The organism is Sphingomonas faeni, from assembly GCF_030817315.1.
Taxonomy (GTDB): Bacteria; Pseudomonadota; Alphaproteobacteria; order Sphingomonadales; family Sphingomonadaceae; genus Sphingomonas; species Sphingomonas faeni_C.
Map to the genome: position 1 here is coordinate 2,371,930 of NZ_JAUSZF010000001.1, position 13,654 is coordinate 2,385,583.

11 protein-coding genes are annotated in these 13,654 nt (G+C 66.9%); 4 read left to right on the forward strand and 7 right to left on the reverse strand.

Annotated features, from left to right (window positions below; all coding sequences use genetic code 11):
* Positions 1–38 precede the first annotated feature (38 nt).
* The 3 genes from glgA to QFZ54_RS10970 are packed head-to-tail and all read left to right on the forward strand — an operon-like array spanning position 39 to position 3,964.
* Entirely contained in the window at positions 39–1,487 is a 1,449-nt protein-coding gene (gene glgA / locus QFZ54_RS10960) for a glycogen synthase GlgA (protein WP_307087029.1), read from the forward strand.
* Entirely contained in the window at positions 1,484–3,103 is a 1,620-nt protein-coding gene (locus QFZ54_RS10965; protein ID WP_307087030.1) for an alpha-D-glucose phosphate-specific phosphoglucomutase, read from the forward strand. The genes glgA and QFZ54_RS10965 overlap by 4 nt, the downstream gene beginning before the upstream one ends.
* Before the next feature lie 18 nt (positions 3,104–3,121).
* A complete protein-coding gene (locus QFZ54_RS10970; RefSeq protein ID WP_307087031.1) occupies positions 3,122–3,964 on the forward strand; it encodes an HpcH/HpaI aldolase/citrate lyase family protein in 843 nt (280 codons plus the stop codon).
* A gap of 132 nt (positions 3,965–4,096) precedes the next feature.
* On the opposite strand, the gene QFZ54_RS10975 is transcribed toward QFZ54_RS10970, so the two are convergent.
* Genes QFZ54_RS10975 through QFZ54_RS10995 form a run of 5 tightly spaced genes read right to left on the reverse strand, consistent with a single transcriptional unit; the run spans position 4,097 to position 8,008 of the window.
* Complete coding sequence (locus QFZ54_RS10975; protein WP_307087032.1) at positions 4,097–4,387, reverse strand: plasmid stabilization protein; 291 nt, start codon at positions 4,385–4,387, stop codon at positions 4,097–4,099.
* 48 nt (positions 4,388–4,435) lie between these two features.
* The gene (locus QFZ54_RS10980; RefSeq protein ID WP_307087033.1) at positions 4,436–5,017 is read right to left on the reverse strand and encodes an ABC-type transport auxiliary lipoprotein family protein; all 582 of its coding nucleotides are present in this window, start codon (positions 5,015–5,017) and stop codon (positions 4,436–4,438) included.
* An 8-nt stretch (positions 5,018–5,025) separates the two neighbouring features.
* Positions 5,026–5,991, reverse strand: a complete 966-nt coding sequence (locus QFZ54_RS10985) for an MlaD family protein (RefSeq protein WP_307087034.1) — start codon at positions 5,989–5,991, stop codon at positions 5,026–5,028.
* Positions 5,991–6,899, reverse strand: a complete 909-nt coding sequence (locus QFZ54_RS10990) for an ABC transporter ATP-binding protein (RefSeq protein WP_307087035.1) — start codon at positions 6,897–6,899, stop codon at positions 5,991–5,993. The genes QFZ54_RS10985 and QFZ54_RS10990 overlap by 1 nt, the downstream gene beginning before the upstream one ends.
* Positions 6,899–8,008, reverse strand: coding sequence for an ABC transporter permease (locus QFZ54_RS10995; RefSeq protein WP_307087036.1), 1,110 nt, complete (start codon positions 8,006–8,008; stop codon positions 6,899–6,901). The genes QFZ54_RS10990 and QFZ54_RS10995 overlap by 1 nt, the downstream gene beginning before the upstream one ends.
* 62 nt (positions 8,009–8,070) lie before the next feature.
* Here QFZ54_RS10995 and QFZ54_RS11000 point away from each other — a divergent pair, with 62 nt between their 5' ends.
* Positions 8,071–8,784, forward strand: a complete 714-nt coding sequence (locus QFZ54_RS11000; RefSeq protein WP_307087037.1) for an HAD family hydrolase — start codon at positions 8,071–8,073, stop codon at positions 8,782–8,784.
* 282 nt (positions 8,785–9,066) lie between these two features.
* Here QFZ54_RS11000 and QFZ54_RS11005 read toward each other — a convergent pair whose 3' ends face one another.
* Both QFZ54_RS11005 and QFZ54_RS11010 read right to left on the reverse strand, forming a co-directional pair.
* Positions 9,067–10,335 (reverse strand): DUF445 domain-containing protein, encoded by a 1,269-nt coding sequence (locus tag QFZ54_RS11005; protein WP_307087038.1) that lies wholly within the window; start codon positions 10,333–10,335, stop codon positions 9,067–9,069.
* A gap of 87 nt (positions 10,336–10,422) precedes the next feature.
* Positions 10,423–13,653, reverse strand: coding sequence for an efflux RND transporter permease subunit (locus tag QFZ54_RS11010; RefSeq protein ID WP_307087039.1), 3,231 nt, complete (start codon positions 13,651–13,653; stop codon positions 10,423–10,425).
* Position 13,654: the final 1 nt, after the last annotated feature.

The window sequence follows — 13,654 nt, forward strand, 5'->3', positions numbered from 1 at the left end:
GAGGGGTGCAGCCGCCTCATACCAACCGGAGCGCCTCGATGATGCGCGTCCTCTCGGTAGCTTCCGAAGCCTATCCCCTCATAAAAACTGGCGGTCTCGCAGACGTCGTCGGCGCGCTTCCGGCTGCGCTGGCGCCGCACAACGTCGCCCTGACCACCTTTCTCCCCGGCTACCCCGCGCTCGCCGCCGTCACCAAGCGCGCGAAAGTCGTCCACCGCTATACCGACCTGCTCGGCACCGAAGCCCGTATCCTCAAGACCAAGATCGGCGACCACCCGCTCCTCGTCCTCGACGCCCCTGCCCTTTTCGCCCGAGGCGGCGGCCCTTACGGCGACGCGACCGGTGCGGACTGGCCCGACAACTGGCGCCGTTTCGCCGCGTTCAGCCGCGCCGCCGCCGATCTCGCCTCGGGCACCGTCCCCGGTTACGCGTTCGACATCCTCCACGCGCACGACTGGCAGGCGGCGATGGCCCCGGCCTATCTCCGCTACGCCCCCGGTCCTGCCAACGCCGCCAAAACCGTCGTGACGATCCACAACATCGCGTTCCAGGGGCGCTACGGCTACGACATCTTCGCCGACCTCGCGCTGCCCGACATCGCCTTCGCGCTCGACGGCGTCGAATATTATGGCGGTGTCGGCTACCTCAAGGCCGGTCTCGAAGCCGCCGACGCGATCACCACCGTCAGCCCGACCTACGCCGCCGAAATCCGCCGCGCGGAGTTCGGCATGGGTCTCGAAGGCCTGATCAACGATCGCGCGAACCGCGTGACGGGTATCGTCAACGGCATCGACCCCGCCGTCTGGAACCCCGAAACCGACGCGGCGCTCCCCGCCCGCTACACCGCGCGCACGCTCGCCCGCCGACGCACCAACAAGCGCGCGATTGAGACATTGTTCGGGCTCGATACCGAAGACGGTCCGCTCTTCACCGTCGTCAGCCGCCTCACCGGGCAAAAGGGCATGGACGTGCTCGCCGGCGCGCTCGACGAACTGGTCGCACTAGGCGGCCGGCTCGCATTGCTCGGCTCAGGCGACACGGACCTCGAGCGCGCGTTCCTGGACGCCGCCGAACGCCACCCCGGCAGGATCGGCGTCCGCATCGGCTATGACGAACCCGTCTCGCACCTGCTCCAAGGCGGCGCCGACGCGATCCTGATCCCGTCGCGGTTCGAACCCTGCGGCCTGACGCAGCTCTACGGGCTCGCCTATGGCTGCATCCCCGTCGTCGCGCGCACCGGCGGTCTCGCCGATACGGTGATCGACGCCAACGAAGCCGCGATTGCAGCCGGCGTCGCCACCGGAATCCAGCACGACGGCGTCACGCCCGAAGCGCTCAGCCACGCGCTGCGCCGAACGCTCGCCCTCTATGCACGCCCCGATCGCTGGGCCATGTTGCAGCGCAACGCAATGCGCGCGGACTTCTCGTGGGACGAGAGCGGCCGCCGCTACGCAAACCTTTATTCGAGCCTCCTGGAGCCCGCATGATCCGCACCGTTTCGACCACGCCCTACACCGATCAGAAGCCCGGCACGTCGGGCCTGCGCAAGAAGGTGAAGGTCTTCCAGCAGGCCAATTATGCCGAGAATTTCGTCCAGAGCGTGTTCGACGTCGTGGAGGACAAGGCAGGCGCGACGCTGGTCATCGGCGGTGACGGCCGCTTCCTCAACCGCGAAGTGATTCAGGTCGCGATCCGCATGGCCGCGGCGAACGGCTTCGGCCGCGTGATCGTCGGCCGCGGTGGCATCCTCTCGACGCCCGCCGCGAGCCACATGATCCGCAAGCGTGGCGCGATCGGCGGGCTCGTCCTCTCGGCAAGCCACAACCCTGGTGGTCCCGACGAAGATTTCGGGATCAAGTACAACATCGCCAATGGCGGCCCCGCGCCCGAGGGCGTCACTGACGCGATCAACGCGCGGACGCTCGAGATCGACCGCTGGCTGACCGTCGACGCCGACGACATCGATCTCGACAGCGACGGCGAAGTCACGGTTGGCGACATGCCCGTCGAGATCGTCGATCCCGTCGAAGATTACGCGGCCCTCATGGAAACGCTGTTCGATTTCGACGCGATCCGTGCGGCCAAGCTCACGATGGCGTTCGACGCGATGAGCGCGGTCACTGGGCCATACGCTAAGGAAATCCTCGAACGTCGCCTGGGCTTCGCGCCCGGCACGGTCCGCAACGGCGAACCGCTCCCCGATTTCGGCGGCCATCACCCCGACCCCAACCTCGTCCACGCCCACGCATTGTACGAGACGATGATGGCGCCCGACGCGCCCGATTTCGGCGCGGCATCGGACGGCGACGGCGACCGCAACCTCATCATCGGCAAGCACCGCTTCGTCACCCCCTCGGACAGCCTCGCGATGCTGGCCGCCAACGCACACCTCGCGCCCGGCTACGCAGGCGGCCTGAAGGGCATCGCCCGCTCGATGCCGACCAGCGCCGCCGCCGACCGCGTCGCGCAAGCGCTCGGCATCCCCGCCTACGAGACACCGACCGGCTGGAAGTTCTTCGGCAATCTGCTCGACGCCGACATGGCGACGATCTGCGGCGAGGAGAGCGCGGGCACCGGCTCCGACCATGTCCGCGAGAAGGACGGCCTGTGGGCGGTGCTCCTTTGGCTCAACATTCTCGCGGTACGCGGTGAAAGCGTCGACACGATCGCCCGCGATCACTGGGCGAAGTTCGGCCGCAACTATTACGCCCGCCACGATTACGAGGGCGTCGAGACGCCGCGCGCCGACGCGTTGATGGCGGCCTTGCGCGCGAGCCTTGCTACCCTCCCCGGCCGGCAGTTCGGCGACCTCACTGTCGAGACCGCGGACGAGTTCGCCTATACCGACCCGACCGACGGCTCGATCAGCCGCAACCAGGGCGTCCGCATCCTGTTCGAAGGCGGCAGCCGCGTGGTGTTCCGCCTATCGGGCACCGGCACCACCGGCGCGACACTCCGCGTGTATCTCGAACGCTACGAACCCGTCGGTGGCGATCTCGACCGCGATACCGGCGAGATGCTCGCCAGCATCGTCGCCGCCGCGGAGTCGATTGCGGGAATCGCGGCACACACCGGCCGCACCGCGCCCGACGTCATCACCTGATCCGCGACGGCCGATAGCATGACGATCAGACGCCGCCGCAGCGCGCTCTACATGCCCGCCTCGAACGCCCGTGCGATCGTGAAAGCGCGCACACTCGATTGCGACGTCGTCATCCTCGACCTCGAGGATGCCGTCGCGCCGGACGAAAAGGCCGCGGCGCGGGACCGCGTGGTGAAGGCGGTCCGCGAAGGTGGGTTCGGCGAGCGCGAACTGGTCGTACGGGTCAACGGCCTCGATACCCCCTGGTATGCCGACGATATCACCGCGCTCCGCTCAATAGGCGTGGACGCGGTGCTCGTCCCCAAGGTGTCGTCGGTCGCGGACCTGATCGCAGTCTGCGCATCGCTCGGCGAAGATGGCCCGCCAATCTGGGCAATGATCGAGACCTGCGCCGCGATCCTGGCCTTCCCCGCCCTCTCCGCAGCGGCAGCCGAAACGCGCCTCACCGCGCTGGTCGCCGGCACCAACGACCTCGCCAAGGAGATGCGCTGCCGCCTCGGCGCCGACCGCATGCCGCTGATCCCGGCGCTCACCACGACGATCATGGCCGCCCGAGCCGCCGGCATCGTGGCGCTAGACGGTGTATGCAACGCCCTCGACGACCCGGCCCGCTTCACCGCCGAGTGCTTGCAAGGCGCGATGCTCGGCTTCGACGGAAAGACGCTGATCCACCCCAGTCAGATCGACGCCGCGAACGAAGGTTTCGGACCGAGCGAAGACGAGTTGGCTTGGGCGCGCACGATCGTCGCCGCCTTTTCCGCGCCCGAGAATGCCGACAAGGGTGCGATCCGGTTAGGCGGTCAGATGGTGGAACGCCTGCATCTTGCCGAGGCGGAGGCGACGTTGGCCAGCTTCGGCTGAAAAGCCGTGTCTACCGATTGGCTCCGTCATCCTGACGAAAGTCAGGATCCAGAGCCACAAAGCTCAGCTATAGTAACCCTGGATCCTGACTTTCGTCAGGATGACGGATCGCTTGGACGATGCCCTCCAGCTTTACCCGGCATTCTTCCGCCGAGTCTCCCAACCCTTCTTCGCAGCCGCCGACTTCGCAGCATCGCTACGCCCCGCCGCCCGCTTCCCGCCCTCATGCGATGCCGCATGCGTATCGGCCTTGCCGCGACCCGAGCCGGACTTGTTGCCCCCGCCCGAATCCTTGTTCACGCTAGCCCAAGCCCGCGCCTCGGCTTCCTTCTCAGGAACGCCGCGCTCCTCATAGCCGTCCGCGATATGCGCGGCCTTGCGCTTCTGCTTGTCGGTATACGCGCTCTTGTCGCCCTGTGGCATCGTCGCTCTCCTCGTCAGAAAGCGTCAACGCTCAACCCAGGACAGCGTTCACCGACCGATCCAGTCCGCCACCTGCGTCGCAACGGTATTCGCCGCCTGATTGATCCCAGCCGCAGCCGACGGTGCGTCGATCGCCGAAACCGGCACGCGTGCCTCGAAACGATGCTTCTCGACCGTCGTCTTGCCCACGCGCGTCAGCGACGCATCGAACGTCACCACGGCCTCGCGAGTCGTCGCATCCAGTCCGAACGACCGCAGTTCGCCGCCGAGCAGCCCACCCGGATCGCCGACCGATTGCGCCGTCGACAACACCACCAACCCGGTGCGCGCCGCAACCGTATCCGACACCAGCCGCGAGAACAGCCGCGCCGGGGGCTCGGCCCACTGCGCGTCGGTCACGTACGCGATCGAGGTCGGCGTCGCCTGCACCGGCACGCGCGCGGTCGCCAGCGACTGCGGCACGACCGGGACCTGGATCGTGATCGACTTCGCGGTCGCTGAATCCTGGTTCTGGCCGACCGGCACCGACGATGCACTCGTCAACGTCAGCAGCGTGGGGGGCGGTTTCGCGCCGAAGCTGATGCACCCGGCAAGTGGCAGCATCGCGATCAGGATGAGCGGTGTCTTCATGGCGTGCCTCACTTACCCTTGTAATCCGGGAGCTTCTGCTGCCCGATCAGCGAACTCGCACCCTGCTGGTCGACCTTCTCGGCGACCGACGACAGCGCTGCCGCAGTCGTCCGAAGGTCCCGGACCAGACGGTTGGCCTCGGGGATCGTCGTCTTGGAGAATGCCTGCAAGCCAGGCCGCGCGTCGCCGATCGCGGCGTTGAGCGTCTCCGCGCTGGTCTGCGCCGACACGATCGCCTTGTTCAGGTTCGCCATTGCCGGCTTCACGTCCTCGGACAGGACACCGTTGGTCGTCTGAGCCAGTACGCCGAACTGTTGTGCGGCATCGCCCGCCTGCTGGATAGCAACCCGCGTCTGCGCGAGCGTCGCGGCAATCTCGGGCCCACGATCGGCGAGTGCATCCGTCAAACGATTGGTGTTCTCGAGAATACCCGCGATCGATGCCTGGTTACGATCGGTCAGCAAGCCGGTCAGGCGCTCGGTCAACGTCGACAAGCGCTCGAGCAACTGCGGCGCCGAGTTCAGGATCGCGCCCAGGCCACCAAGCTTGGTCGGGATCACCGGCACGCCGTACGGGCACTCGGTCGGCGTCTTCGTCTCCGGGCAGCCAATCGCCGGCGCGCCCTTACGTGCGCCATCGAGCGAAATCTGGCTGACGCCCGTGAAACCAACGCCCGAAATCGACGCGGTCGTACCCTGCAGCACCGGCGTTTCGTCGTTGACGCTGATCCGGACGCGAACGAACTGCGGATCGTTCTTCCACAGCGAAATCGTCTTCACCTGACCCGACGGCACGCCCGAGAACACCACGGCCGAGCCGCGCGCGAGCCCATCGACCGACTGCCGGAAGAAGATGTCGTATTCCTTCTCTTCCTTGCCGCCGATCCGCGCGATCCACACGGTGAACAGCGCCAGCAGGGCCAGCAGGATCAGCACGACGGCGCCGACTAGGACGTGGTTCGAACGGGTTTCCATCAGCGCGTCCTTGCTTCTTTCTCGGCGTATGTCGCGTCGGCGTCGTCCGGCGCGGACTGCTTGGACTGGACTTCAGTAGGGTGTCGGGCTGCTTCTTCGTCGGCGCGCTCGTGCGCCTCCTGAGTCGCGACCGCGGCACGGCCGCGTGGCCCCTTGAAATACTCTTCGATCCACGGGTGATCGAGTGCGATCAGCTCGTCGATCGTACCGACCGCGATGACCTTCTTGTCGGCCAGCACCGCAACCCGGTCGCAGATCGCATACAGTGTATCGAGGTCGTGCGTGATCAGAAACACCGTCAGTCCGAGCGTCTTCTGCAACGACTGGGTCAGCCCGTCGAACGCCGCCGCACCGATCGGATCGAGCCCGGCAGTAGGCTCGTCGAGGAACAGCAGTTCGGGATCGAGCGCCAGCGCACGGGCGAGGCCGGCGCGCTTCTTCATGCCGCCCGACAGCTCGGCCGGAAACTTGTTCGCGGCATCGGCGGGCAGGCCGGTCATCACCACCTTGTACGATGCGATCTCCGCGAGCAGCGCCGGCGACAAGTCCGGATAGAACTCACGCAACGGCACTTCGACGTTCTCGGCCACCGTCAGCGTCGAGAACAGCGCACCTCCCTGGAACAGCACGCCCCAGCGCTTGCGGATCTCGGTCGCCTCGGTTTCTTCACGGCCGATATTGGGCTCGCCGAAGACCGTAACCTCGCCCGCGACCGGAGTCTGGAGGCCGATGATCGAGCGCATCAACACCGACTTTCCCGTCCCCGAGCCGCCGACCACGCCGAGGATCTCGCCGCGCCGCACGTCGAGATCGAGCCCCTCGTGCACCACCGAATCGCCGAACGCGTTCTTCAGCCCCTTCACGGAGATGATGAAGTCGTCCGTCTTGTTGTTCGTCGTGCGGGCCATCAATCCCAACCCAGCCAGGTGAAGAACACCGCGAAAAATGCGTCGAGGACGATCACCAGGAAGATGCCCTGGACGACCGCGGAGGTGGTGCGCAGGCCGACCTGTTCGGCGTCCGATTCGACCTGCATGCCCTGGAAACAGCCGGCGATCGCGATGATCGCGCCGAATACGGGCGCCTTGATCAGCGAGATGTAGAGATCGGTGATCGGCACGACTTCGCGGATACGCGCGATGAACGTCACCGGCGGGATACCCAACTGGACCCAGCACAGCAGCCCGCCACCGATGATCGCGATGATCGACGCGTAGAAGCCAAGCAGCGGCATCATCACGATCGCGGCGAGCACGCGGGGCAACACCAGCGCCTCCATCGGAGAGACGCCGATCGTCCGCATCGCGTCGATCTCTTCGGTGAGCTTCATCGTCCCGAGTTGCGCCGCGAACGCCGAACCCGAACGGCCGGCGACCATGATCGCGGTCATCAGCAGGCCAAGCTCGCGGATAGTCAGGCGGCCGACCAGATTGATCGTGAACACCTCTGCGCCGAATTGGCGGAGCTGAACCGCGCCCTGCTGCGCGATGACCATGCCGATCAGGAAGCTCATCAGCCCGACGATGCCGAGCGCAGCCACGCCGACCACCTCGAACCGCTGGACCACGGCGTTGAACCGGAAGCGGTGCGGGTGGCGGATGACGCTGCCGAACGCGATCGTCGTCGCGCCGAGAAACCCGAGCAGGCCGAGCATCGTCTTGCCCGACAGCACGACCGCATCGCCGATCTCGCCGACCACGCGGGAGAGCGCACCGACCTTTACAGGCCTGGCGGCGATCGGCTGATCGGACGCGACGACCTGGTCGAACAGCGCCTGGTCGTTCTCGTCGAGCCCCTCGATCGTCGCGTCGTTGCGCGCCGCGAACCGGTGGACGACCCACGCGCCGATCGTGTCGATCCGGTCGACGCCACTCAGGTCGACACGCTTCACCGAAGCCGCATCGATCGCCTCGAGCCGATCGGGCAGATTGCCGATCTTTGCGAGCGACAGATCGCCGGTAAAGCGAAGCGTGCCGGTATCGGCACCGTCCTGCTGGAAATCGGCCATCGCGCTCATCGGGGGCACCTTTGCGGCAAAGTGACTGGATCGGCAAGATGAATGCGGCGTAAGCCACGACGATGACTCTTTCTTCACCGGCTTCCCCCGCCACCCCATCCGTCCGTATCGCGATCTACGACATGGACAAGACCATCACGCACGCGCCGACCTGGACGCCGTTCCTGCTCCACACCGCGCGCCGGGGTGGTTCCCCGTGGCGCCTGGCATTGGTACCGTTCGCAGGGGTCGCCGCGCTCGGCTATGTCGGCAAGCTGATCAGCCGGGGACGACTGAAATACGTGATGCAGCGCATGTTGCTGGGCAAGCGCATGTCCGCCGCCGACGAACGGCGCGCAGCCGACGCCTTTGCCGACCGAGTCCTGCGCGACGGCGTCTTTGCGAGCGCCCGGACTCAGATCGAAGCAGACCGCGCGGCCGGCTACCGCCTCGTAATGGCGACCGCGTCCTACCGCTTCTACGTCGAGGCGATCGCGCGACGGCTCGACTTCGACGCGGTGATCGGGACGGAAAGCCTGCGCGACGGCGACGGCGTACTGCTAGCCGGCATCGAAGGCGAGAATTGCTACGGCCCGGCCAAACTGCGGATGATCGAGGCCTGGATGGACCGCGAGGGCATCGCGCGGGAGGACGCGCATGTCCGCTTCTATTCGGACCATGTATCGGACGCGCCGACCTTCAATTGGGCGGACGAACCGTTCGCGGTGAATGCGCATGGGCCGCTGCGGTTGCTGGCGACGGCGAAGGGCTGGCCTATGCCGGATTGGGAGCGGTAGGGCTTGGCTGAGAAGCTCACGGGGGGCTCCTGACAATTGCGACGCGAGGATCGCACGGGACGGCGCTGAGGCGGCATCGTCGTGCAAAACCGCCCAATATTGCCCTCGCCCCTCCGGGGAGAGGGAGGGGCCCGCGCGCTCTTGCGTGTGGGAGGGTGAGGGGCGTGAGGCACGGAACACCCGTTCCAACCACCCCTCACCCTCCCATCGCCTAACGGCTCATCCTTCCCTCTCCCCGAGGGGGAGAGGGAGAGCGGCGGGACCGTCTCCCCCGCCGCGATCCTACAGCAGCACGTCCACGCTGTGGATCACCAGCCCAACCAGACCGCCAACGATCGTCCCGTTCACCCGGATATACTGCAAGTCCCGCCCGACCGCGTTTTCCAGGCGGCTGGTGATCGTGTCCGCGTCCCAGCTGCGCACGGTTTCGGACACCAGCTTGACGATACCGTCGCCGTAATCCGCCGCCGCGCCGACTGCCGCGCGCCGCACGAAGCGGTTGATCGTGCGCGACATGCGCGGGTCGTGCTGCAGCGTCTCGCCGAGCTGACGCAGGATGTCGCCGAGCTTGCCGGCCATCGCGCGCTCGGGATCGCGGGCGATTGCGAGGAGCGCACCGCGCGCCTGTTCCCAGAGGCCGTCCAGCCAGCGCTGCATCGCCGGGTTGTCGAGCAGGTCGTTCTTCATCGTCTCGACCCGCTCGCGCATGCGGCGGTCGTATTGAAGATCCCAGGCGAGGCGATCGAGCCCCTCTTCCGCCTTCAGGCGCAAAGGATGCTCGGTGTCCTCGGCCATCTCGGCGAGCAGCTTGTCGAAGCCGCTGATCAGCTTGTCCGCGACGGTCGTATCGAGACCGGTCCAGCGCAGGATCGAGCCTGCCTTGTCGTGAACCATCGCGCGGACGAGATGATCGTTCGCCGCCAGTGTCTTGGCCGCCCAGCGGATCGCGCTTTCGAGCAGGGGCGCGTGACGGCGCTCGGCGATCGCCGCCTTGAGCAACTGACCCAGGATCGGCGAGACTTCGGTTTCCCGCAGGCGCGCACCGATCCCGGCCTTGACCATCCCGCCAAGCCGCGCCGGATCGAGCCCTTCGAGAATCTGCGCGACCAGCTTCGACGCGCCCTGCCGGAAGCGGCCCCCTGCCCCCTCCGGAGGATCGGTGAGCCAGCGGGCGATCGCCCCCGCCACGTCGAGCCGACGGGTACGCCGCGCGATGACGACCGGGATCAGGAAGTTCGCGCGGAGGAACTGCGCGAGCGTATCGCCGATCCGGTCCTTGTTGCGCGGCACGATCGCGGTGTGGGGGATCGGCAGGCCGAGCGGGTGCCGGAACAGCGCGGTGACCGCGAACCAGTCCGCCAGACCGCCGACCATCGCCGCCTCGGCAAAGGCGCGGACGAACCCGAACGCCGGGTGGACGGGGACGAGCGCGCGGCTGGCGAAGAACGTCGCGGCCATGAGCACGAGCAGGCCGGTGGCGACGATCCGCATGCGGACGAGCGCCGGTGGAGGTGCTTCGCCGGCCGGGCGCATACGGGGTAAAAGCGTCATACCCGTAACAATCCCCGGGCGCCCCGAATGTTCACGCCGTTGCGGCGGTTCGGATGCGCGCGTGCAGGGGGGCGTGTCGTAGGTCGATCACTCGGCGGGTTGCGTGCCGTCACCCCGTTCGCCGCCGTGCCCGAGCTTGCCGGTCGCCGGCCCGAGCAACGGCCCCGGATTGCGCCCGGCGATACCGATCACGTCGTCGCCATTGTCGCCCGGACGATAGGTGAGCAGGCGACGGCTCAGCCGTGGCCCGACATAGCGCTCGATCCCGACCGCCAGGCTGAACGCCGCGGGGATGATCAGCAGGGTCAGCAGCGTCGACAGCGCGAGGCCGCCAATCACGACCGTGCCCATCGGCGCGCGCGACGACGAATCGCCGCTGAGCGACATCGCGGTCGGCACCATGCCGGCGACCATCGCGACCGTGGTCATCACGATCGGCTGCGCACGCTTGTGCCCGGCATCGATGATCGCGGTGAAGGCGTCGACGCCCTTGCTCATCTCGTCGAGCGCGAAGTCGATCAGCAGGATCGAGTTCTTGGCGACGATGCCGAGCAGCATCAGCAGGCCGATATACACCGGCAGCGACAGCGGCTGTCCGGTCGCCCACAGCGCAAGCAACCCGCCCAGCGGCGCGAGCAGCAACGACCCCATGTTGACGAACGGCGGCAGCACGCGGCGGTACAGCAGCACCAGCACCGCGAACACGAGGAAGGTGCCCGCGATCACCGCGGTGATGAAGTTGGTGATCATCTCGGCCTGCCACTTGCTCTGGCCGAGCGTGAGTTCGCTGACGCCGACCGGCAGGTTCTTCATCGCGGGCAGGGCATGAACCTGCTTCATCGCGTTCGAGATCACGACGCCGGGCGCAAGATCGGCGCCGAGCGTGATCTGGCGCTGCTGGTTGACGCGGTCGATCTTGGTCGGGCCCGAGCCGAGGCCGATATCCGCGACGAGATTGAGCGGCACCGAGCCGCCCGACGCGGTCGACACGGGCAGGTTCTGGATCGTCGACAGGCTGGTCCGCGCCGACTGGTCGAGCGCGACGCGGATCGGGATCTGGCGATCGGAGAGCGAGAAGCGCGCCGAGTTCTGGTCAATATCGCCGAGCGTCGCGATCCGGATCGCCGACGACAGCGCCTGCGTGGTCACGCCGAGATTGGCGGCGAGATCGAAGCGCGGGCGGATGACGATTTCCGGGCGCTGCATGCCGCCCGACACGCGCGGTGCGGTCAGCGATTTCAGCGACCCCATCTCGGCGACGATCTTGTCCGCCGCCTGTTGCAGCTTGGCGGGATCGCTGCCGCCGAGGACGATCGTCACGTCACGCCCGCTGCCGCCCCAGCCGGACTGCGAGCGGAACGACACGCGTGCATCGGGGATCGCGGTCATCTGCGGTGCGAGCCGGCGCTCGAAATCGACCGACTTCTCCTTGCGATCGGGACGCAGGTTCGCGGTCACGATCCCGCTGCCGACCCGCGTGCGGGCATAGACGGTGGCGACTTCGGGTTGCTGGCTCAGGATCTCGCCGACCCGCGCGACCACCGCATCGGTCTGCGCCAGCGTGGTGCCGGGCACCATCTCGATCTGGGCGGTGGAATCATCCTCGTCGCGGGTCGGCTGGAACTGCGAGGGGATGACGGTGAACATGAACAGCGTCAGCGCGAAGGCGACCACGCCCGCGCCGATCGCCCACATCCGGTGATCCATCACGCGGTTGAACATCTTCCGGATGCCGCCGCGCGCGCGCCACGCCGCGGCCTTGCGGCTGTCGAGCGTCCAGTGGAGCGTGCGGACGTACCAGTCCATGATCTTGCCCTCGCCGTGGCTGGCATGGCCGAACGACTTGAGGAAATACGCGGCGATCATCGGCGTCACGAGACGCGCGACCGCAAGACTCATCAGCACGGCCGCGACCACCGTCAGGCCGAAATTCTTGAAGAACTGGCCTGCGATACCCGGCATCAGCGCGACCGGCATGAACACCGCGACGATCGCCATCGTCGTCGCCAGCACGGCGAGACCGATCTCGTCCGCGGCGTCGATCGATGCCTGATAGGCGGACTTGCCCATTCGCATGTGGCGGACGATGTTCTCGATCTCGACGATCGCATCATCGACGAGCACGCCCGCGACCAGGCTGAGCGCGAGCAGCGTCATGCCGTTCAGGTCGAAGCCGAGCAGGTCCATGAACCAGAAGGCCGGGATCGCCGACAGCGGGATCGCCAGCGCGGAGATCGCAGTCGCACGCCAGTCGCGCAGGAAGATGAAGACGACGATGACGGCGAGGATCGCGCCCTCGATCATCGCATGGATCGCGCTTTCATACTGCGCTTCGGTATATTCGGTGGTGGTGTAGCGCTGGACGAACTTGACCGAGGGATTGCGCTTTTCGAGCGCGCGCAGCTTGTCGACGGCCTGATGATAGACGGTGACGTCGGACGCGCCCTTGGCCCGCTGGAAATCGAAGGTGATCGCCTGGCGCCCGTCGACCGTCGCACGGCTGCGCTGCTCGGCATAGAGGTCGCGGACCTGCGCGATGTCGGCAAGACGGACGGTGCGGCCATTGCCCACGTTGATCTGCGTCTGGCCGAGATCGCTCGCGTTGCGCGCGTTGCCGAGCACGCGGATCGACTGTTCGGACCCGGCGATCTCGGCACGACCGCCCGCCGCGTTCAGATTGACCTGACGCAGCTGCAAATTGACCTGGCTTGCGGTCAGACCCTGGCTCTGAAGCTTCAGCGGATCGAGGATCACGCGAATCTCGCGGCTGACGCCGCCGTTGCGGCTGATCGTCGCCATGCCGGGGATCGACAGCAATTCCTTGGTGACGGTGTCGTCGATGTACCAGGAGAGCTGTTCGACGGTCATGTCGGTGGTGATCGCCGCGAAGCTCGCGACGTCGTTGCCGCTGGTGTTCGCGCGGTAGACCTGCGGCTCGAGGATGCCGTCGGGCAGGTCGCTGCGGATCTGTGCGATCGCGTCGCGCACGTCGTTCACTGCGCGGTCGATCGGGGTTCCGATGGTGAGCTGGATCACCGTTTCCGAATTGCCTTCGGTGACGGTCGAGTTGATCTCGTCGATGCCCTGGAGCGAGCGCACCGCCGCCTCAACGCGCTGCGTGACCTGCGTTTCCATCTCGGTCGGCGCGGCGCCGGGCTGGTTGACGACGACAATCGCGATCGGGAAATCGATGTCGGGATCGCGGTTGACGTCCATCCGCATGAAGCTGACGACGCCCGCAAGCATCAGGGCCAGGAACAGGACGATCGGCGGAACCGGGTTGCGGATCGACCAGGCCGAGATGTTGCGGAAGTTCATG